This window comes from Streptomyces sp. NPDC008163 (assembly GCF_042956885.1).
Classification (GTDB): Bacteria; Actinomycetota; Actinomycetes; order Streptomycetales; family Streptomycetaceae; genus Streptomyces; species Streptomyces drozdowiczii_A.
Genome location: NZ_JBIBHG010000013.1, coordinates 44,114 through 68,067 on the forward strand (window position 1 = coordinate 44,114; position 23,954 = coordinate 68,067).

The window sequence follows — 23,954 nt, forward strand, 5'->3', positions numbered from 1 at the left end:
GTCAGTCCTCCTGAGGGGAAAGGGTGATGTCACCGGTCTCACCGGTGGCTTCGGCGATCCTGGCGGCCAGGACCGGTCCGATCTGGGCCAACGAGCCGGCCCGGGTCATCTGGTCGTGGCGGGTGGTGATCTCGTGGGATTCGATCCGGCCGGTGATGTACGGGCGCCACACGTCCGGTCCGGCGTCGTCCTGGGCCCGGTCGATCGTGGAGTTGAACAGCAGCAGGTCGCCGTCGTGGCGGCCGGGGACGAAGCCGACCGCCAGCTTCGCGTTGTTGATCATGATGTCAACGATGACCTCGACCTGTCGCTCGTTGAGCCCGGCCAGAGCACTGCCGCGCCGGTTCAGCACCTCGGCGACCTCGGCGTAGGTGATGTCCCGGTCGCCCAGCTCGGCCGGGTCGACGTCGAGGACGCCGACGAGCACGTCCCGCACGGTGGGCACGGGCTCGTCCTCGAAGCGGACGTCCTTCACGGGGTAGGCGTCGAGGACGGCCAGGAGCGCGGTCCGTTCGCCGCGCGCCCGGAGCTCGCAGGCGAGTGCGTGGGCGATCAGTCCGCCCGCGGACCAGCCGAGCAGCAGATACGGGCCCTGCGGCTGGATCTTCTGGATGTGGTCGGCGTAGTCGGACGCCATGTCCTCGTACGACTCCGGCAGCGGTTCGGGGCGTCCGAGGCCACGCGCCTGGAGGGCGTAGACCGGATGCTGCGGGGCGATGTGGTGGAGCAGTCCGCTGTACGACCAGCTGATCCCGCCGCCGGGGTGGACGCAGAACAGCGGGGTCTCCGTCCCGGTCGAACGCAGCGGAAGCAGCACGTCGAGTGCGTCGTCCGGGTTGTTCATGGCGAGGCGTTCGGTGAGCCCGGCGACGGTCGGCGCCTCGAACAGCATCCGCAGCCCCAGTTCCAGGCCCAGGGTCTCGCGGATGCGCGCGGCCAGCCGGGCGGCCAGCAGCGAGTGTCCGCCGAGGTCGAAGAAGCCGTCGTCGATGCCCACGTGTTCGCGGCCGAGCACTTCGGCGAAGAGCCCGCACAGCAGCTGCTCCTGCGGGGTGCGGGGCCCGCGCCCCGCGCCCGACGCCCCGTAGTCCGGGGCGGGCAGCGCGGCCCGGTCGAGCTTTCCGTTGGCGGTCAGCGGCAGCGCGTCCACGGTGACGAAGGCCGCCGGGACCATGAAGTCCGGCAGTTCGCGGCGGAGCCGGCCGGACAGCTCGGCGGTCTCCGGCACGGCGTCGGGCGCGGGCACCAGGTAGGCGACGAGGCGCTTGTCCCCGGGCCGGTCCTCGCGGGCGACGACGGCCGCCTGGGCGACGCCGGGGCAGCCGGCGAGGACGGCTTCGACCTCGCCGGGCTCGATGCGCTGGCCGCGCAGTTTGACCTGGTGGTCGACGCGCCCGGCGAAGTCCAGCGTGCCGTCGGGGCGCCACGACGCGAGGTCGCCGGTGCGGTACATGCGGCTCCCGGCGGGACCGTACGGGTCGGCGGTGAAGCGTTCGGCGGTGAGGCCGGGCCGGCCGAGGTAGCCGCGCGCCACCCCCGTACCGGCGAGGTACAGCTCGCCGACGAGGCCGACGGGCAGCGGGCGCAGCCGGTCGTCCAGCACATAGGCGCGCATGTTCGCCATGGGGCCGCCGATCGGCACGGTGGCGGCGTTCTCGGGGAGGCCGCGCACCTGGTGGCGGGTGGCCAGGGTGGTGGCCTCGGTGGGTCCGTAGCCGTTGACGACCTCGATGCCGGGGCAAGCGGTGAGCACCCGGGCGACGGCGGCGGGCGAGACCACGTCACCGCCGGTCCACACCTCGCGCACACCGGCGAGCAGTCCGGGGCGTTCCTCCGCGACGAGCCGGAACAGTCCGGCGGTCAGCCAGAGCCCGGTCACACCGTGCGCGGCGACGGTGTGCTGGAGCAGGTCGAGGTCGAGCTGTCCGGGCGGTGCGACGACGATCCGGCCGCCGCTGAGCAGCGGCACCCACAGTTCGTACGTGGAGAGGTCGAAGGCGGTCGGCGAGTGCATCAGCACCCGCTCGTGTCCGCCGCCGCGCCACTCGGGGGTGAGGGCGAGGCCCACCACGTCCCGGTGGGTGACGGCCACACCCTTCGGCCGCCCGGTCGAGCCGGAGGTGTACATGATGTACGCCAACTGCCCCGGCTCGCACGGCACTTCCACCGCTTCCGGCTCGTGGCGTCCGGACGCCTCCAGTGCGGCCAGGACCTCCCGGGTGAGGACGAGCGCGGCGCCGCTCTCCCGCATGATCAGGTCGATCCGGGAGGACGGGAAGCGCGGGTCGAGCGGGACGTAGGCGCCGCCCGCCTTGATGACCGCCAGGAGCGCCACGACCAGTTCGGCGGAGCGGTCGAGCAGGACGGCGACCGGGGTCTCGGGCCGGACGCCCTGACGGATCAGGGCCCGGGCCAGCGTGTCGGCCCGCCGGTCGAGTTCCGCGTACGTCAGCTCGGTGCCGTCCGCCACGACGGCGACGGCGTCCGGGGTGGCGCGCACCTGGCGGGTGAACAGCGCAGGCAGGGCGTCCGGGGGCAGCTGCGCGGCGGTGTCGTTGAACTCGTGGAGCAGCCGGTGGCGTTCGTCGGCGGACATGAGGTCGATCCGGCCGACCGGCCGGTCCGGCTCGGCGACGGCTGCCCGCAGCAGCCGGACCCAGCGCGTGAACAGCAGCTCCACGGTGGCGGCGTCGAACAGGTCGGTGGCGTACTCCACCGCTCCGACGAGTCCGTCGGCGCCGCCGTCCGGACGGAACTGCTCGGCGAGGCTGAAGGTCAGGTCGACGCGGGAGGTTCCGGTCGGTGCCTCCAGGTGGCCCGTCGCGAGGCCGGGCAGTGCGAAGTCGCCCAGCGGCGCGTTCTGCAGGGCCAGCATGACCTGGAACAGCGGATGGTGGGCCAGGGACCGCACCGGGTTGGCCACCTCCACCAGGTATTCGAAGGGCACGTCCTGGTGGTCGTACGCGGTGAGTGCCTTCTGCCGGACGCGGCCGAGGAGTTCGGCGAAGCCGGGGTCGCCGCTGGTGTCGGTGCGCAGAACGAGGGTGTTGACGAAGAAGCCGACGAGCTCGTCCAGCGCCTGGTCGGTGCGGCCGGCGATCGGGCTGCCGATGGGGATGTCCGTGCCGGCGCCGAGCCGGGTGAGCAGGGCGGCGAGTCCGGTCTGGAGCACCATGAACATGCTGGCGCCGCGTTCGGCGGCCAGGTCGCGCAGGGCCTGGTGCAATTCGGCGTCGAACCGGACGACGACCCGGTCGCCGCGCTGGGACGCGACGGGCGGCCGGGGCCGGTCGACGGGGAGCGGGAGCTGCTGCGGGATGCCCGCGAGTTCGTCGCGCCAGTGGGCGAGCTGTCGGGCGAAGAGGCTGTCCGGGTCGCCGGCGTCGCCGAGCAGGTCGCGCTGCCAGCGGGTGTAGTCGGCGTACTGCACGGGCAGCGGGGACCAGCCGGGGTCCTCGCCGCGGCAGCGGGCGGCGTACGCGGTCGCGAGGTCGGCGGAGAGCGGGCCCATGGACCAGCCGTCGGCGGCGATGTGGTGCACCACGACGAGCAGCACGTGCCGGTCGGGGGCGAGCGCGAACAGCTCGGCCCGCACCGGGGGCTCCGCCGCCAGGTCGAAGCCGCGCCGCGCCGCCTCGGCCAGGCGTCCGGGCAGCGCGCTCTCGTCCAGCTCCACGACGGGCAGCGCGGGATGCGCCTGGGCCGGGGTCAGCACGACCTGATGGGGGGTGCCGTCGGCCTCGCGGAACACCGTGCGCAGGCTCTCGTGCCGGGCGACGACGTCGGCGAGCGCGGCCTGCAGCGCGTGCCGGTCGAGGCCGCCGGTGAGGCTGAGCGCGAGCGGCATGTTGTACGTGGCGCTCGGTCCCTCCATCCGGTGCAGGAACCACAGGCGGCGCTGGGCGAAGGACAGCTCGACGCGCTCCGGGCGGGGCAGGGCGGTCAGTGCGGGGCGCGCCGCTCCGGAACCGTCGAGGCGGGCCGCCAGACCGGCCACGGTGGGGGTCTCGAAGAGGGTACGGACCTCCAGCTCCGCGCCGAGGGTCGCCCGGACACGGGAGGCCAGGCGGGTCGCGAGCAGCGAGTGTCCGCCGAGGTCGAAGAAGCTGTCGTCCACCCCGACCTGGGCGAGTCCGAGGACTTCGGCGTACAGCTCCGCGAGCAGTTGCTCCTGCGGGGTGCGGGGCGCCCGGCCGCCCGTGGCGGCTCCGGGGTCGGGTGCGGGCAGTGCGCGCCGGTCCAGCTTTCCGCTGGCGGTCAGCGGCAGGGCGTCCAGTGCCACGAACGCCGAGGGGACCAGGTAGTCGGGGAGTCGTTCGCGCAGCCAGTCGCGGAGCTCGCCGAGCAGGGCGCCGGTGCTCCGGCTGCCGGTGGGGCGGTTGGTCAGCGAGGACAGCGGCCGCCCGGCCGGCCCCGAGGGCTGGTAGGCGACGGGGGTGCCGTCGGGGTCGGCGAAGACCACGTCCACGGCGTCGTCCGAGGCGCCCGACCAGGTGACGGACACCGTGCGACCGTGCTCGCGCCCCAGGGCGTGGAAGTCCTCGGGGTCGGGGAGGCGGTGCTCCTGCTCCGGGGCGTGCAGCCGTTCCCGCAGCTCCACGAGGGTGCCGTCCTCTTCGTGCAGCGCACGGGCGAGGGCGGCTTCCCGCAGGACGCGGCGGTTGGGTACGCCGGTGATCCGCAGTGCGCCGGTGGGCGGTTCGGCGAGGAGGCCGCGCAAGGCGTCCGGGCCCGCGACGTCCCGTCCCCAGACCAGCTCCGCGGTCCGGGGGGCGGGATCAGGGGCGGTGGGTGCCTTGTGCAGGGTGACGTCGTAGCGGTAGCGGCTCAGTTCGTTGTGGTGGCGGCCTCGCTTGATCTCGACGGCCACCGTGCCGATGCCGGTGCCCTGTTCCCGCAGGACGGTGAAGAAGTCCGGGTCGACCAGGAGCTCCTTCTCCACCCTGACCGCCTGCTCCACCGCACGGCGTACGGCGGCGGGGTCGGCGTCGTCACCCGTCCGGTGCAGCTGGACGGCGGTCGCGAAGGGGCGCAGCAGGCGCAGATTGCGTACGTCTCCGATGAACAGCGTGCCGCCGGGGGCGAGCAGCCCCATCAACTTTCCGATGACGTCGGCGAGGTAGTCGGCGGACGGGAAGTACTGCACCACCGAGTTGATGACGATGGTGTCGAACGCGCCGGCCGGCAGCCCGTCGGTGTCGTGCGCCGGACGGGTCTGGAGCACCACCCGCCCGGTGAGCCGTTCCTCCCGGGCGATCTGGGCGGTCAGGGCGTCGATGGCGGTGGCGGAGAAGTCGGTCGCCCAGTAGCTCGCGCAGTGGGGTGCGATCTGGGAGAGCAGGAGGCCGGTGCCGACGCCGACTTCGAGTACGCGACGCGGGCTGAGGCCGAGGATGCGGGTGACGGTGGCGTCCCGCCATTCGCGCATCTGCTCCTCGGGGATGGGCTGTGCGTCGTAACTGCTGTTCCAGCCGACGAAGTTGTCGCCGAAGGGTGCCGTGTCGGGGGCGATGGGCAGGGCGTCGTAGATGTCCTGCCACTCCCCCACCTGGTCCGCTTCGATGTCGCTGTCCCTGGCGGGATCCTGGTGCGGGACGACGTAGCCGACGAGCCGGTCGTCCTGGGCGAGGACGGCGGTCTGCGCGACGGAGGGGTGTGCGGCGAGCGCGGCCTCGATCTCGCCGGGTTCGACGCGGAAGCCGCGTACCTTCACCTGGTCGTCGGCGCGTCCGGCGTACTCCAGCTGTCCGTCGCGCAGTCGGCGGACCAGGTCGCCGGTGCGGTACATGCGCTCACCGGGGGTGAACGGGCAGGCGACGAACCTGCCCGCCGTCAGCCCGGGCCGGTTGAGGTAGCCCCGGGCGAGGCCCGAGCCCGCCACGTACAGCTCCCCGGTGACGCCGGGCGGCACCGGCCGGAGCCGGTCGTCCAGCACGTACACCCGGGCGTTGGCGATGGGCCGGCCGATCGGCGGCACACCGGTGCCGGGGGCCAGCGGGTCGCTCATGGTCGCGCAGACCGTGGTCTCGGTCGGGCCGTACGCGTTGATCATCCGGCGTCCGGGCGCCCACCGCGCCACCAGTTCGGGCGGGCAGGCCTCGCCGGCCACGACCAGGGTGGACGCGGTCACGTCACCGTCCGGCACGGCGGCCAGGACCGATGGCGGCACCGTGGCGTGGGTGACGGCGAGGTCCGGGTCGGTGAGTGCGGCGAGGGGCCCGGCCGCCGGGGGCAGCACGAGGGCGGCGCCGCTGAGCAGGGCGGTGCAGATCTCCGACACCGAGGCGTCGAAGCTGGGCGAGGCGAACTGAAGGATCCGGCTGTCGGGTTCGACCGCGAAGCGCTCGATCTGCCCGGCGACCAGGCTCGCCACACCACCGTGTCCGACGATGACACCCTTGGGGCGGCCGGTGGAGCCGGAGGTGTAGATGACGTAGGCCGGGTGCCGCACATCGAGGTCGACCTGCGGGTCGCTCTCCGGCCAGTCACCCTCCGACACCATCGCGGGGTCGTCCACCACGAGGGCCGGGCGGGCGTCGTCCAGCATGTACGCGATCCGCGCCCGCGGATACGCCGGATCCACCGGCAGATACGCCGCACCGGCCTTCAGCACACCCAGCACCGCGACCACCGACTCCACCGACCTCGACAGAGCCACCGCCACCACCTGCTCCGGACCCACCCCACGCGCGATCAACGCATGAGCGAACCGGTTTGCTCGGCTGTCAAGTTGTCGATATGTCAGTTTGTCGCCGCCGCAGACGAGTGCGAGTGCGTCCGGGGTCGCGGCCACCTGGGCCGCGAAGGCCTGGGGCAGCGGGACCGCGTCGACGTCACGGGTGGTGGCGTTGTCGCGTTCCAGCAGCCGGTGCCGCTCCTCGGCGTCGAGGAGGTCGATCCCGCCGATCGGCTGTTCCGGGTCGGTGGTGACGGCCTTCAGCAGGACCGTCCAGCGGCGGACCAGTGTCTCGATCGTGGCGCGGTCGAACAGGTCGGTGGCGTACTCGACGGCTCCGATGATCCCGGCCGGGGCCCCGTCGGGGCCGAACTGCTCGACCATGCTCACGCCGAGGTCGAACTTGGCGGTGCCGGTCGCGACCGCGTAGGTCGTGACGTCCAGCCCGGGCAGCGAGAACCGGCCGGTCGGGGCGTTCTGCACGGCCAGGATGGTCTGGAAGAGGGGGTGGTGGGACAGCGACCGGGACGGGTTCAGCGCCTCCACCAGGTGCTCGAACGGCACGTCCTGATGCGCGTACGCCGACAGCGCCGTCTCCCGCACCCGGCCCAGCAGCTCACCGAAACCCGGATCACCACTCGTGTCCGTCCGCAACACCAACGTGTTCACGAAGAACCCGACCAGATCGTCCAGCGCCTCATCCGTGCGTCCGGCGATCGGACTCCCGATCGCGATGTCGGTCCCCGCACCCAGCCGCGTGTACAGCGCGGCAAGACCCGCCTGCAACACCATGAACAGGCTGCTTCCGGTCCGCCTGGCCAACGCTGCCAGTGCCGTGTGCAGTTCGGTGTCGAGTTCCAGGCCGATGTGGTCGCCCTGCCAGCCGGCGACGGCGGGGCGGGGGCGGTCGGTGGGCAGGGGCAGCAGTTCCGGCAGGTCGGCCAGTTGCCGCTTCCAGTAACCGAGTTGTTCGGCGAACCGGCTCTCCGGGTCGGCGGCGTCACCGAGCAGGTCGCGCTGCCAGAGCGTGTAGTCGGCGTACTGGACCGGCAGCCGCGGCCTGTCCGCCGTCCGGCCTTCGCAGCGTGCCGCGTACGCCTCGGCGAGGTCGCGGGCCAGCGGGCCGGTGGACCAGCCGTCGGCGGCGATGTGGTGCATGACGAGGAGCAGCACGTGCTCGCCCGGTGCGACCGCGAACAGCTCGGCCCGCAGCGGCGGTTCGGCCGCCAGGTCGAAGGGCTGCCGGGCGGATTCGGCCAGCAGGTACGGCAGCTCCTCCGCCGGCACCTCGGCGGGGCGCGCCCGGAGCCGGACGGCGGCCGGTTCCAGCAGGCGCTGGCAGGGTGCGCCGTCGACCTCCTGGAACGCCGTCCGCAGGCTCTCGTGCCGGGCCACCACATCGGCCAGCGCCTGGTCGAGCGCGTCCCGGTCGAGCGTTCCGGTGAGCTGGAGCGCCAGCGGGATGTGATAGGTGGCGGCGGTGGCGTCCATGCGGTGCAGGAACCACAGGCGGCGCTGGGCGAAGGACAGCGGCACCGCCTCGGGCCGCTCGTACGCGGTCAGCGCGGGGCGCACCCCGTCGGCGGCCGCGAGCGCCCCGGCCAGGCCCGCCACGGTGGGAGCCTGGAAGAGGGCGCGCAGCCCGAGCTCCGCCCCGAGCACCGAGCGCACCCGGGCGACCAGCCTGGTCGCGAGCAGGGAGTGCCCGCCCAGGTCGAAGAAGTCGTCGTCCACGCAGACCCGGGGCACGTCGAGGACCTCGGCGAACAGCTCGGCGAGGATCTCTTCCTGCGGGGTACGCGGCGCCCGGCCGCCCCCCGTGGACGCGACGTCCGGCGCGGGCAGCGCCGCCCGGTCCAGCTTCCCGTTCGGCGTCAACGGCAACCCGTCCAGCAGCACGAACGCGGACGGCACCAGGTAGTCCGGCAACCGCTCGCGGAGGTGGGCGGCCAGCTCCGCGGGGCGCACGGGCGCGGCGGATCGCGGCACCACGTAGCCGACGAGCCGGTCGTCCCGGGCCACTACGGCGGCCTGGGCGACGCCGGGGTGCGCGGCGAGCGCGGCCTCGACCTCGCCGGGCTCGATGCGGAAGCCGCGCACCTTCACCTGCTGGTCGGCGCGGCCGGCGTACTCAAGCTCGCCGTCGGCGCGGCGCCGGACCAGGTCGCCGGTGCGGTACATCCGCGAGCCCGCCGGCCCGAACGGGCAGGCCGTGAAGCGCCCCGCCGTCAGGCCCGGGCGGCCCAGGTAGCCGCGTGCCAGGCCGGGCCCGGCGACGTACAGCTCCCCGGTCACGCCCGGCGGTACGGCGCGCAACCGCTCGTCCAGCACGTAGGCCCGGAAGTCCGCGACCGGCCGGCCGATCGGCGGCACACCGGTGCCCGGGACGAGCGGGTCGCTCATGGTCGCGCAGACCGTGGTCTCGGTCGGGCCGTACGCGTTGATCATCCGGCGTCCGGGTGCCCACCGCGCCACCAGCTCCGGCGGGCACGCCTCGCCCGCGACCACCAGGGTGGCGGCGGTGAGTTCGGCTTCGCCCAGGGCGGCGAGGGCGGAGGGCGGCAGCGTCACATGGGTGACGGCGAGCCCGGGGTCCGTCAGGGCGTCCAGCGGGGCGTCGGCGGGGGCGAGGACGAGCGCGGCGCCGGTCAGCAGCGCGCTGGACAGGTCCCAGAAGGACGCGTCGAAGCTGGGCGAGGCGAACTGGAGCACCCGGCTCCCCGCCGCCACGCCGAGCCGGTCGGCCTGCACCGCCGCGAGACGGGACACACCTGCGTGGCTGACGACGACGCCCTTGGGGCGGCCGGTGGAGCCGGAGGTGTAGATGACGTAGGCCGGGTGCCGCACATCGAGCACGACCTGCGGGTCGCTCTCCGGCCAGTCACCCTCCGACACCATCGCGGGGTCGTCCACCACGAGGGCCGGGCGGGCGTCGTCCAGCATGTACGCGATCCGCGCCCGCGGATACGCCGGATCCACCGGCAGATACGCCGCACCGGCCTTCAGCACACCCAGCACCGCGACCACCGACTCCACCGACCTCGACAGAGCCACCGCCACCACCTGCTCCGGACCCACCCCACCCGCGATCAACGCATGAGCGAAGCGATTGGCTCGGCTGTCAAGTTGTCGATACGTCAGTTTGTCGCCGCCGCAGACGAGCGCGAGTGCGTCCGGGGTCGCGGCCACCCGCCCCGCGAACAGCTGAGGAAGGCTCGCCCCGGCCGTCTCGTCCGCCACCGCCACTGCGGGCAGCAGCTCGGCCCGCTCCTCGGCGGACAGCAGATCGATGGCACCGATCGGGCGCTCCGGCGCCGCGACGACTTCGGCCAGCAGCCGGATCCACCTCGCGGCCAGCGCCTCGACCGTCGCGCGGTCGAACAGGTCGGTGCTGTATTCCACGGCACCGCTGAGGCCGGCCGGCTCGCCGTCGGGGCCGTACTCCTCCGCGAAGCCGAAGGTCAGGTCGAGCCGCGCGGTGCCGGTGAGCACGGGCATCGCGGAGACCCGAAGGCCGGGCAGGTCGAAGGCGCCACCGGGCGCGTTCTGTACGACCAGACCGGTCTGGAAGAGGGGATGGTGGGACAGCGACCGGGACGGGTTCAGCGCCTCCACCAGATGCTCGAACGGCACGTCCTGATGCGCGTACGCCGACAGCGCCGTCTCCCGCACCCGGCTCAGCAGCTCACCGAAACCCGGATCACCACTCGTGTCCGTCCGCAACACCAACGTGTTCACGAAGAACCCGACCAGATCGTCCAGCGCCTCATCCGTGCGTCCGGCGATCGGACTCCCGATCGCGATGTCGGTCCCCGCACCCAGCCGCGTGTACAGCGCGGCAAGACCCGCCTGCAGCACCATGAAGAGGGTGGCTCCGGAGCGTCGCGCCAACTCGACCAGGCGTGCGTGCAGTTCGGCCTTGATGCGGAGCTCCAGCACCTCACCGCCGTACGACATGGCGGCCGGTCGCGGGCGGTCGGCGGGGAGCTGCAACTGCTCCGGCATGCCTGCCAGCGTCCGCTGCCAGTAGGAGACTTGGCGGGAGAAGAGGCTGTCGGCGTCGTTCTCGTCGCCGAGGATCTCGTGCTGCCACAGGGTGTAGTCGGCGTATGTCACCGGCAGCGGCGGCCACTCCGGTGCCCCGCCGCCCCGCCGGGTGGTGTAGGCGGCGGCCAGGTCGCGGGCCAGCGGGCCCATGGACCAGCCGTCCCCGACGATGTGGTGCATGACGAGGAGCAGCACGTGCTCGTCCGGCGCGAGCGCGAACAGCTCGGCCCGCAGCGGGATTTCGGTGGTCAGGTCGAAACCGCGCACGGCCGCGTCCCGCAGCAGCGCGGGCACCTCGGACTCGCCGGCCGCTCGCACGGTCAGCGGCGCGTCGACCTCGGCGGTTTCCAGCACGCGCTGGTGCGGGATGCCGCCCGCGTGCGGGAAGACCGTGCGCAGGGTCTCGTGCCGGGTCATCACGTCCACCAGGGCGGCGCCGAGTGCGTCCCGGTCGAGGTCGCCGGAGAGCCGCAGGGCCAGCGGCATGTGGTAGGTGGCGCTCGGTGCGCCGAACTGCTGGAGGAACCAGAGGCGGCGCTGGGCGAAGGACAGCGGCAGCATCTCGCGCCGGGGCCGGGGCACGAGCGCGCGGCGCGCGGTGGCGGCGTCGCGCAGCCCGGCCGCGAGACCGGCCGGTGTCGCGGTCCGGAACAGGGCGCGCAGTTCCAGTTCGATCCCGAGGGTCGCCCGGACCCGTGAGACCAGCCGGGTGGCGAGCAATGAGTGCCCGCCCAGCGTGAAGAAGTCGTCGTCGGCCCCGACCCGGGCGAGCCCCAGGACGTCGGCGAACAGTTCGCACAGGATCTCTTCCTGGGGGGTACGCGGCGCCCGTCCGCCCCCCGTGGACACGACGTCCGGCGCGGGCAGCGCCGCCCGGTCCAGCTTCCCGTTCGGAGTCAACGGCAACCCGTCCAGCAGCACGAACGCGGACGGCACCAGGTAGTCCGGCAACCGCTCGCCCATGTATGCGGCGAGCGCGGCCGGGGTCGCCGCGGCCGGGCCGGACGGGACCACGTAGGCGACGATCCGGTCCTCGCGGGCGAGCACCGCGACCTGGGAGACGCCCGGGTGGGCGGTGAGTTCGGTCTCGATCTCGCCGGGTTCGACGCGGAAGCCGCGCACCTTGACCTGGTGGTCGACCCGGCCGGCGAATTCCAGCTCGCCGTGGGCTCCCCAGCGCACCAGGTCGCCGGTGCGGTACATGCGCGCGCCGGGCGGCCCGTACGGGTCGGCGACGAAACGTCCGGCGCTCAGCCCGGGCCGGTCGAGGTAGCCCCGGGCGAGCCCGGTGCCGGCGAGGTACAGCTCGCCCAGGACGCCGGGGGCGACGGGTCGCAGGGCCTCGTCCAGGACGTACACCCGGCAGTTGTCGACCGGGCGGCCGATCGGCACGGGCTGCGGGCAGTCCGCGGGGTCGGCGGGGAGCGCGTAGGCGGTGATGACGTGGGTCTCGGCGGGGCCGTAGTGGTTGTGCAGCACCCGGTCGGGCCGGGCGGCGAAGCGGTGTACGGCACCGCCCAGGCGCATCGCCTCCCCGGCCTGGGCGATGAGCCGCAGGTGCGGCAGATCGAGACCGGCTTCCTCGGCGGCCTCGGCCAGCGCTTCGACCACCAGGTTCGGCGCGAACAGTTCCTCGACGCGGTGGCGGTCCAGCCAGTGGGCGAACAGTTCGGCGCTGCGGCGCTGCTCGTCGGTGGGCACCACCAGGGTCTTGCCGTAGAGCAGCGCGGACAACATCTCCTGCACGGAGACGTCGAAGCTGATCGCGGTGAACTGCGCGGTGCGCGTGCCGGGTTCGCCGCCGACGGCCCGGTGGTGCCAGTCCAGGAGGTTGAGCAGTGCGGCGGCGGGCATGACGACGGCCTTGGGCCGGCCGGTGGAGCCGGAGGTGTAGATGACGTAGGCAGGATGGCGCGGGTCCGCGCACACGCCCGGATCGTGCTCCGGCAGCGTGCCGGACGGCGTTGCGGCGTTGAGGTCGTCGAGCACCACGGCCGGGCGCGCGTCCTGCACCATGTACGCGATGCGGGCGGCCGGGTAGTCCGGGTCCACCGGCAGGTACGCCGCGCCGGTCTTGAGCACCGCGAGGACCGCGACGACCAGCTCGGCGGAGCGCGGCAGCCGCAGGGCGACGACCTGCTCGGGGCCCACGCCTTGTGCCGTGAGCGCGTGGGCGAGGCGGTTGGCCCGGCGGTTCAGTTCCCCGTACGACAGCACGGTGTCCTCGAAGACCACGGCCGGGGCGTCCGGGGTCGCCCGGACCCGCTCCTCGAACATGCCGGGCAGGGTGGTGTCGGCGGCCGGGCGTGCCGTGTCGTTGCGGGCGGCCAGCAGTTCGTGGCGTTCGGCGGCGGTGAGGATGTCGATGCGGCTCAGCGGAAGCCCCGGTGCAGCGACGACCGCGGCGAGGAGCCGCAGCCAGCGGGCGACCAGTGCCTCCACGGTGGCGGTGTCGAACAGGTCGGTGCTGTACTCGACGCGCCCGACGATACCCTCGGCCCCGCCGGGGCCGCCGCGCTCCAGCAGGTGGAAGCCGAGGTCGAACATCGTCGTCGGCGTCCCCACCAGGACGGGTTCGGTGGCCAGGCCGCTCAGCGCGAAGTCGGTGCGGGGCACGTTCTGGAGGGCCAGCAGCACCTGGAACAGCGGCTGGCGGGTGAGCGACCTGGACGGGTTGAGCGCCTCCACGACCTGCTCGAACGGCAGGTCCTGGTGGGCGTAGGCGCCGAGCGCGGTTTCCCGGACACGGCCCAGCAGTCCGGCGAACGTGGGGTCGCCCGAGGTGTCGGTGCGGAGGACCAGCGTGTTGACGAAGAACCCGATGAGGTCGTCGAGGGCCTGGTCGGTGCGGCCGGCGATCAGGCTGCCGACCGGGATGTCCTTGCCCGCCCCCAGTTTGTCGAGCAGGGAGGCCAGGGCGGCCTGGAGCACCATGTACACGCTGGCGCCGTGCTCGCGGCCCAGCCGGACCAGTCCGGCGTGGAGTTCCGCGTCCAGCTCGATCGCCAGCCGGCCGCCGGAGCTGGAAGGGGCTGCGGGGCGCGGGCGGTCGGCGGGGAGCCGGATCTGCTCCGGCAGGTCCGCGAGGGTCCGCGTCCAGTAGTCGGTCTGCCGGGCGAGCAGGCTGTCCTCGTCGGACGCGTCACCGAGGAGTCGGTGCTGCCAGAGGGTGTAGTCGGCGTACTGGACGGGAAGCGGGGCCCACTGCGGGGCCTCGCCACGGACGCGCGCCGCGTACGCGGTGGCCAGGTCGGCGGCCAGCGGTCCGAGCGACCAGCCGTCCCCGGCGATGTGGTGCATCACCAGGAGCAGCACGTGCTCGTCCGCCGCCACTTCGAACACCTGGGCGCGCAGCGGCGGTTCGGCGGCGAGCTCGAAGCCGCCCGCGGCGGCGGCCGTCAGCAGCTCCGTCAGGTTCTGCGCGTCCGCCGGAGTCACCTCCAGGGCCGGGTGTGCCGCTCCGGCGGGCAGCACGTGCTGGAACGGCACCCCGTCCTCGGCGGGGAAGACCGTACGCAGGGTGTCGTGCCGGTCCACGAGGTCGCCGAGCGCCGCCGCGAGGGCGGCGGGGTCGAGCGGACCGGTGAGCCGCCAGGCGAGGGGCATGTTGTAGACGGATTCGGCGCCCTCCAGCTGGCGCAGGAACCAGAGGCGGCGCTGCGCGGCGGACAGCGGCATCCGCTCGGGGCGTTCCGCCGGTTCCAGTGCGGGCCGGGCCCGGCCGGCGGCGTCCAGCCCTGCGGCCAGTCCGGCCACGGTCGGCGTGCGGAAGAGGGTGGGGAGGGCCAGCTCCACGTTCAGCGTCGTCCGGACGCGGGCGACGAGCCGGGTGGCGAGCAGGGAGTGCCCGCCGAGCTCGAAGAAGTCGTCGTCGGCGCCGACCCGGGGCACGCCCAGCACCTCGGCGAACAGCCCGGCCAGCACGTGTTCCCCGGGCGTACGCGGCGCCCGCCCGGCCGTCGTGGCGGCGTCGGGCTCGGGCAGGGCGCGCCGGTCCAGCTTGCCGTTGGGCGTCAGCGGCAGGACGTCGAGCGGGACGAAGGCGGCCGGCACCATGTATTCCGGCAGCCGCTCGCGCAGGTGTGCCCGTAGCTCCTCGGTCTGCGGCGCGGCACCGGCGGCGGGTTGCACATACGCGACGAGCCTGGGCCCCTGCGCGCCGTCCTGCCGGACGACCACAGCGGTGCGTGTGACGTCCTCGTGGTCCGCGAGGACGGCCTCGATCTCACCGAGCTCGATGCGGAAACCGCGTACCTTCACCTGGTCGTCCGTACGCCCCAGGAATTCGAGGTTCCCGTCCGCGCCCCAGCGCACCAGGTCACCCGTGCGGTACATCCGCGCACCACACTCACCGAACGGATCAGCCACAAACCGTCCGGCCGTCAGACCAGGCCGGTTCAGGTAACCGCGCGCCAACCCCGCACCCGCGATGTACAACTCACCCGCCACACCGCCCGGCACCGGCCGCAACGCGGCGTCCAGCACATGGAGGCGGTTGCCGCCCATCGGCCGGCCGATCACCCGGCGGGGGTTCGACGCGAGGGGTGCGACGACCGAGTCGACCGTGCACTCGGACGGGCCGTAGTAGTTGAGGGCGCGTACCCCCTCGGCGGTCCTCAACCGCTCCCACAGCTGCTCCGGCACGGGCTCCCCGCCCAGCGCGACCAGCGCGGGGCGCCACCGGGGGTGGTCGAGCAGACCGTGCTCGACCAGGACGTGCAGGTAGGACGGGGTGCCACCGACGGTGTCGAGACCGGTCCGCACCGCGTACTCCAGGTAGGCCGCCGGGTCGGTCCAGGTCGCCTCGTCCAGGACGTGCAGCTCATGCCCGGCGAACACGGCGAACAGCTGGTCTAGGGAGGCGTCGAACGACACGGACGTGGTCAGCCCGACGCGCAGCCGCTCGCCCGTCGGAGAGACCAGCGGGCCCTGGTTGGCGTACAGGTTGACCAGACCGGTGTGCGTCACGACGACACCCTTGGGGCGGCCGGTGGACCCGGAGGTGTAGATGACGTAGACCGGCTGTGCCGGATCGACCGGCACCATGGGGTCGGTGGCGGGGCACCGTTCGACCAGCGCGGCGGTCTCCGGGTCGTCGAGCACCACCCGGTCGCCCGGCCCTTCCGGCAGCCGATCCAGGACACGCGTGTCGGTCACGGTCAGGACCGGCCGGGCGTCGTCCAGGAGATACGCGATCCGAGCGGCCGGATACTCCGGATCCACCGGCACATACGCCGCACCCGACTTCAGCACCGCGAGAACCGCCACCACCAGGTCCGCCGACCTCGGCAACGCCACCGCGACCAACCGCTCCGGACCCGCCCCACGCGCCACCAGCGCACGCGCCAACCGATTAGTCCGCGCGTCCAACTCCGCGTACGACAACGACACATCACCACACACGAGCGCCGTCGACTCCGGCACCTCACGCACCTGCTCCCGGAACAACTCCGGCAGAGTTTCGGTGCGAGCCGGGACCGCCGGGCCCGTGCCCATCGCCGCCAGCGCGGCGTGCTCCCCGGCCGTGAGCACGTCGAGCCTGCTGAGCCGCTGTCCGGGATCGGTGACCGCGATGCGGAGCAGCCGCTCCCACCGGGCGAGCAACGTCTCGACGGTGGCCGGGTCGTAGAGATCGTCGGCGTACTCGACGGACCCGTCGAGCCCGTCCGGGGAGCCGTCCGCCGCGTGCCGCTCGGACAGCGTGAAGATCAGGTCCAGCTTGGCGGTGGCCGACGCCGACGGCACGTCCTCGACGCGCAGACCGGGCGGGGCGAAGTCGGTCCGGGGCGCGTTCTGGAGCACCAGCATGACCTGGAACAGCGGGTGGTGCGCGAGTGACCGGGACGGGTTCAGCGCTTCGACCAGGTATTCGAACGGCACGTCCTGGTGGGCGTATCCGGCGAGCGCGGTGTCCCGGACCCGGTCCAGCAGCTCGGCGAACGTCGGGTCGCCCGAGGCGTCGGTACGGAAGACCAGGGTGTTGACGAAGTAGCCGATCAGCTCGTCCTGCGCCTGGTCGGTCCGGCCGGCCACCGGGCTGCCGACCGGGATGTCGTCGCCTGCTCCCAGCTTGCTCAACAAGGCGGCCAGCCCGGCCTGGAGCACCATGAACAGGCTCGTCCCGTGGGCGCGGGCCAGCTCACGGAGCCCCCGGTGCAGCTCGGCGTCCAGGCCGGCGCGCACGGAACCGCCCCGGTGCGAGGCGACCGCCGGGCGCGGCCGGTCGGCGGGCAGCTCGATCAGCTCGGGAAGCCCGGCGAGCTGCCGGGTCCAGTAGTCGGCCTGGGCGGCGAGCAGGCTGCTCCCGTCCGCGGAGTCGCCGAGGAGTTCGTGCTGCCAGAGGGTGTAGTCGGCGTACTGGACGGGAAGCGGCGCCCACTGCGGGGTCTCGCCACGGACGCGCGCCGCGTAGGCATCGGTCAGGCCCCGGGCGAGGGGGCTCATCGACCAGCCGTCGCCCGCGATGTGGTGGAGCACCAGGTGGAGAACGTGCTCCTCCGGTGCGAGGGCGAACAGCTCGGCGTGCAGCGGCAGGTCGGCGGCCAGGTCGAAGCGCCGGTCCCTCGCCGCCGCCATCAGGGCGGGCAGCCCGGCCTCGGTGGTCGCGTGTACGGGCAGGCCGGGGCGGGCTTCGGTCACGTCCAGGACGCGCTGGTGCGGGACACCGTCCACCGCCGGGAAGACGGTGCGCAGGCTTTCGTGCCGGGCGACGACGTCCGCGACGGCTGCCTCCAGGGCCCCCCGGTCCAGGTCGCCGGAGAGCCGCCAGGCGAGCGAGATGTGGTAGTTCGCGCCCGTCCCTTCCAGCTGGTGCAGGAACCACAGCCGGCGCTGCGCGAACGACAGGGGGATCATCGCGGGGCGCTCGCGGCGCGCCAGGGCGGTCTGCGCCGGTCCGGCGGCGCGCAGGGCGGCGGCCAGGGCTGCGGGCGTCGGCGCCTCGAAGAGCGTACGCAGTGGCATCTCCACGCCGAGCGTGGCGCGGATGCGCGCGGCGAGGCGGGTGGCGAGCAGGGAGTGTCCGCCGAGGTCGAAGAAGCCGTCGTCGACTCCGGCCGAGGGTGCGCCCAGGACTTCCGCGAACAGCTCGCGGAGAATCCGCTCCTGGGCGGTGCGCGGGGCCCGCGACGTGGTCGCCGGGGTGAGGTCGGGGGCGGGCAGGGCACGGTGGTCCAGCTTGCCGTTGACGGTCAGCGGCAGGGCGTCCAGCGTGACGAACGCGGCAGGCACCATGTGCTCGGGCAGCCGCTCGCGCAGGTACGCGCGCAGGGCGGCGGGCTGCGAGGCGGCATCGGCGTCCGGTGCACCGGACGCCGGTACGAGGTACGCGACGAGCCGGGTGTCGTCGGCCCGGTCCTGACGGGCGAGGACGGCGACCTGCGCGATCCCCGGGTGCGCGGCCAGGGCCGCTTCGATCTCCCCGAGCTCGATACGGAAACCGCGCACCTTCACCTGCTGGTCGGCCCGGCCGGCATAGCGCAGGGTGCCGTCCTCGGCGCGGCGCACCACGTCGCCGCTGCGGTACATGCGTGAGCCCGCAGGTCCGAAGGGGTCGGCCACGAAGCGCCCCGAGGTGAGGCCGGGCCGGTTCAGGTAGCCGCGTGCCAGGCCGGCGCCCGCGACGTACAGCTCACCGGGAACCCCCGGGGCGACCGGGCGCAGGCCGGCGTCGAGGACGTAGGCCCGGAGGTCGGGGAGGGCGGTGCCGATGCCGCCGGGGGCGGTGGCGGCTTCGCCGAGTTCGGCGTGGGTGACGTGCACCGTGGTCTCGGTGATGCCGTACATGTTGACCAGGCGCGGCGCGTCCTCGGGGTGGCGCTCGTACCAGGTGCTGAGCCGGGCGTGTTCCAGTGCCTCGCCGCCGAAGACCACTGTGCGCAGGGCAAGCCGGGCTCCGGTGTCCGGGGCCTCGGCGTCGGCCTGCATCAGCTGGTAGAAGGCGGACGGGGTCTGGTTGAGCACCGTCACCCGTTCGCGGGCGAGCAGGTCCAGGAACCGGCCGGGCGACCGGCTGGTCTCGTGGTCCACGACGACCAGGCGCCCTCCGTGCAGCAGGGGTCCCCAGAGCTCCCAGACCGAGAAGTCGAAGGAGTAGGAGTGGAAGAGCGTCCACACGTCGTCGGCGCCGAAACCGAACTGCGCCCGTGTGGTGTCGAAGAGGCGCACCACGTTGCGGTGCGGGATCACGACGCCCTTGGGGTTGCCGGTGGAGCCGGAGGTGTGGATGACGTAGGCGGCGTGGGCCGGGTCGACGGTGATCCCCGGGTCCGTGTCGGGCAGTCCGTCGAGATCCGTGGTGTCCAGCAGCAGCCGCTCCACGCCGTCCGCGTCGACGTGATGATTCGTCAGGAGCAGTGCGGGCCGGGTGTCCTGGAGCAGATAGGCGATCCGGGCCGCCGGGTACTCCGGGTCGACCGGCACGTAGGCCGCACCCGCCTTCAGTACCGCGAGCACCGCCACGACCAGCTCCGCCGAGCGCGGGAGCGCCAGCGCCACCAGCTGCTCGGGGCCTGCGCCTCGTTCGATCAGGGCGTGCGCCAGCCGGTTGGCGCGGGCGTTGAGCGCCCCGTACGTGAGAGTGGTGGCGCCGTCCGTGAGGGCGACGGCGTCCGGAGTGGCCCGCGCCTGCCGCTCGAACAGCGCGGGCAGGCTGTGCTGCGGCGGTTCCGCGTCCCTGTCGGCCGGCAGTAGTGCCCGCAGTTCGTCGGCGGACAGTACGTCGACCCGGCCGATGCGCAGGTCGGGGTCGGCGGCGACGGTGCGCAGCAGCCTGAGCCAGCGCTCGACGATGCCGGTGACGGTGGCCGCGTCGAAGAGGTCCGTGCTGTACTCCACCACGCCCGACAGCCCTCCCCCGCCCGGCTGTTCGGCCAGGACGAAGGTCAGGTCGCACTTGGCGGTGCCGGTGGGGACCAGTTCGGAGGCCACGCGCAGCCGAGGCAGGTCGAAGGTGCCGGACGGTGCGTTCTGCAGGGTGAGCATCGTCTGGAACAGCGGGTGGTGCGCGAGGGTCCGCGCCGGGTTCAGCGCCTCCACCAGGTGCTCGAACGGCACGTCCTGGTGGGTGTACGCGGTCAGTGCCTCGGCGCGCACCCGGGCGAGGAGTTCGGTGAACGTCGGGTCGCCGGACAGGTCGGTGCGCAGCACCAGCGTGTTGACGAAGAAGCCCACCAGGTCGTCCAGGGCCTCATCGGTGCGTCCCGCGACGGGTGTGCCGATCGGGATGTCCGTCCCGGCGCCCAACTTGCCGAGCAGCAGCGCCAGTCCGGCCTGGAGGACCATGAAGAGGCTGGCTCCGCCGTCGCGGGCGACCGCGCGGAGGTCCTCGTACAGCTCCGCGTCGAAGTCGACCGGCAGCTGAGCCCCGCGGTAGGACATCGCCTCGGGCCTGGGCCGGTCGAAGGGCAGCTCGACCTGGTCGGGCAGGCCCGCCAGCCGCTCGCGCCAGTGGGCGAGCTGGGAGGTGAGGACGCTGTCCGGGTCGCCGCTGTCGCCCAGCAGTTCGCGCTGCCACAACGTGTAGTCGGCGTACTGGACCGGCAGCGGGGACCACTGCGGCTTCGCGCCCTCGGTCCGGGCCGCATAGGCGGTCGTCAGGTCCTGCGCGAGCGGGCCCGTCGACCAGCCGTCACCGGCGATGTGGTGGACGACGAGCAGGAGTACGTGCTCCTCGTCGCCGAGCCGGAACAACTCGGCGCGCAGCGGCGGTTCGGTGGCGAGCTCGAAGCCCTGCCGTGCCGCCTCGGCCAGCCTGTCGGACAGTTCGCGGCCGCCGGTCTCGGTCACTCGCAGCCGGGGCCGGGCCGTGTCGGGGTCCAGCACTCGCTGGCACGGCACTCCGGCGACCGAGGGGAAGACGGTGCGCAGGCTCTCGTGGCGTTCGACCACGTCCGCCAGGGCGGCTTCGAGGGCACGCTCGTCCAGGCTCCCCGTCAGCCGCAGGGCGAGCGGGATGTTGTAGGTGGCGCTGGGGCCCTCCATCCGGTGCAGGAACCACAGCCGACGCTGCGCGAAGGACAGCGGCACGGTCTCGGGCCGCTCGCGCGTGCCCAGCGCCGGGCGCGCCTGTCCTGCCGCGTCCAGCCTGGCCGCCAGCCCGGCCACCGTAGGGGCGTCGAAGAGGTCGCTGAGCCGCAGCTCCACGCCCAGCACGGACCGGGCCCGGGCGATCAGCCGGGTGCCGAGCAGGGAGTGACCGCCGAGGTCGAAGAAACCTTCGTCCAGGCCGACCTGGCCGATGCCCAGCACCTCGGCGAAGAGCCCGGCGAGCAGTTGCTCGACCGCGCTGCGCGGGGCGCGGCCGGGCGCGCCGGGCCGGTGGTCGGGGGCGGGGAGGGCGCGCCGGTCCAGCTTGCCGTTCGGGGTCAGCGGCAGCGCGTCCAGCACCACGGTCGCCGACGGCACCATGTGCGCGGGGAGCCGGTCGCGGAGCCAGGTGCGGAGTGTGTCCTGCTGGAGGTCGTGTCCGGTGGCGGGCACGACGTAGGCGACGAGGCGGGGCTCCTCCTCGGTGCGCACGGTGACAGCGGTGCGTGCGATGTCCGCGTGCTCGGCGAGGACGGCCTCGATCTCACCGAGCTCGATGCGGAAACCGCGTACCTTCACCTGGTCGTCCGTACGCCCCAGGAATTCGAGGTCGCCCTCGGCGTTCCAGCGCACCAGGTCACCCGTACGGTACATCCGCGTACCGCCCGCACCGAACGGATCAGCCACAAACCGCCCGGCCGTCAGACCAGGCCGGTTCAGGTAACCGCGCGCCAACCCCGCACCCGCGATGTACAACTCACCCGCCATACCGCCCGGCACCGGCCGCAACGCGGCGTCCAGCACGTACAGTCGGGTGTTGTTGACGGGCCGGCCGATGACCGGGCGCGGGCTCGACGCCACGGCCGCCGTCACCGAGTTGACCGTGCACTCGGAGGGTCCGTACAGGTTGACGCAGTGCGTGCCGTCGGCCGCGCGCAACCGCTCCCACAGCTGCTGCGGAACGGCCTCGCCGCCCGCCGCGAGCAGCGCGGGGCCGTGCTGTCCATCGCCCAACAGGCCGTGCGCTACCAGGTCGTGAAGGTACGAGGGAGTGGCCTCGACGTAATCCAGCTCGCGGTCACTCGCGTACGCGACGAATGCCTTCGGGTCCGTCCAGGTCGCTTGGTCCAGGACGTGCAGCTCATGGCCCGCGAAGGGGGCCATCAGCTGGTTCCAGGAGGCGTCGAAGGACACCGAGGTGGTGAGCGCCACGCGCAGCCGCTGCCGGTCCTTCAGCAGGGGGGCGAACAGTGCGTGCCGGTGGTCGGTGAGCAGGTCGGCCAGGCCGCCGTGGGTGGCGACGACCCCCTTGGGGCGGCCGGTGGACCCGGAGGTGTAGATGACGTAGGCGGGGTGACCGGCGTCGACGGTCACCGCCGGGTCGGTGGCGGGGCACCGTTCGACCAGCGCGGCGGTCTCCGGGTCGTCGAGCACCACCCGGTCGCCCGGCCCTTCCGGCAGCCGATCCAGGACACGCGTGTCGGTCACGGTCAGGACCGGCCGGGCGTCGTCCAGGAGATACGCGATCCGAGCGGCCGGATACTCCGGATCCACCGGCACATACGCCGCACCCGACTTCAGCACCGCGAGAACCGCCACCACCAGGTCCGCCGACCTCGGCAACGCCACCGCGACCAACCGCTCCGGACCCGCCCCACGCGCCACCAGCGCACGCGCCAACCGATTGGCCCGCGCGTCCAACTCCGCATACGACAACGACACATCACCACACACGAGCGCCGTCGACTCCGGCACCTCACGCACCTGCTCCCGGAACAACTCCGGCAGAGTTTCGGTGCGGGCCGGGACCGCCGGGCCCGTGCCCATCGCCGCCAGCGCGGCGTGCTCCCCGGCCGTGAGCAGGTCGACGCCTCCCACCGTCTCGTCCACGTCGAGGCCGGCGACGGCGTCGAGCAGGGCGAGCAGCCTCCCCCGGTGTGCGGCGAGGTCGTCGTCACCGTACGCGTCCGGCGCGCCGTGCAGCCGCAGCAGCGGGGGGTTGCCGTCGCGGTAGTCGAAGACCCAGACGGCCAGGTCGGTGGTCGAGCCGGACACGAAGTGGTGCACGGAGGCGGGGTGTCCGGCGAAGCTTGGCCTGGCGTTGAAGGCCATGATGTTGACGATCAGCGGGAACGCCGTGCCGATGCCGCCGGACGCGCCGAGGTCGCGCAGCAGGTCCTCGCTGCGGTACCGCTCGTGCGCGACGGCCGCCTCGACCTCGCGCGCCACCTGCTCCACCAGCTCGCCCCACGGCATGTCCGGCCGCACGGTCAGCCGGAGCGGCACCACGTTGGACAGGGTGCCGGGCACGGACATCAGGTCGCGGCCGGAGCCCCGGCGCGCGGTGACGGGCAGGGCGAGGACCACGTCCCGGCTGCCGCTCAGCCGGTGGGCGTAGAGCGCGGTCGCCGCGATCACCACCCGGGACCACCTGACCCCGGCCCTGGCCGCCGCCGCCCGCAACGCCTCCGGGTTCTTCAGCTCGCGCTCCCCGGCCACGCGCAGGACCTGGTGCGGGTCGGTCGTGGCGGTGCCGGTGAGCCGGGTCGGGGCGGGCAGGTCGGTGAAGCGCTCCGTCCAGTAGGCGCGGTCCGCCGTGAAGGCGTCGGAGGCGCGGTAGTCGGCGTCGCTGTCGACCAGGTCCCGCAGCGTGCCGAATGGGGAGGGCGGGACGGCGGCGTCCTCGGCCAGCGCCGAGTACACCTCGCCGACGCGCTGCCGGACCATCGAGGCACTGATCGCGTCGAGGACCACGTGGTGGTACTTCAGGTACCAGAAGTATTCCGTGGGGGACAGCCGGATCAGCGCGTGGCCGAAGAGGGGATCGCGGGACAGGTCCAGCGGGCGGGCGAGGTCGCGCTCCATCCACTCCCGAGCGGCCGCCCGGGGGTCCTGCTCCGCCCCGAGGTCGAGGTGGACCGGGGCCCAGTCCCAGGTCGCGCGGAGGATCTGGCGCGGGCCGGTGCCGTCGTCGGTGAAGGTGACGTGGAGGGCGTCGACCTCGTCCACCACCCGGCGCAGCGCCGCTTCGAACAGTTCGGGGTCGACGGGCCCCTGGATCTCCAGGCACTCACCGACGCGGTAGCCCGGAATCGGTGTCGGCGAGCTCTGCTCGGCGAGCCAGATCTCCCGTTGGGCCGCTGTCAGGGGAAGGACGTCGCCGTCACGACGGGACATGGGGGTACCTCCAGAGGTATGAGAGAGC

1 protein-coding gene is annotated in these 23,954 nt (G+C 73.4%); it reads right to left on the reverse strand.

Features of this window, described 5'->3' with window-relative positions; translation table 11 throughout:
* Window position 1: 1 nt before the first annotated feature.
* Window positions 2–23,926: a non-ribosomal peptide synthase/polyketide synthase gene (locus tag ACFZAT_RS26540; protein WP_391267879.1), complete on the reverse strand. Its 23,925-nt coding sequence runs from the start codon at window positions 23,924–23,926 to the stop codon at window positions 2–4.
* Between the last annotated feature and the right edge of the window lie 28 nt (window positions 23,927–23,954).

Bases quoted from the DNA above. Each gene is read 5' to 3' on its own strand.
- ACFZAT_RS26540 (WP_391267879.1), bottom strand. From the start codon at position 23,926: ATGTCCCGTCGTGACGGCGACGTCCTTCCCCTGACAGCGGCCCAACGG.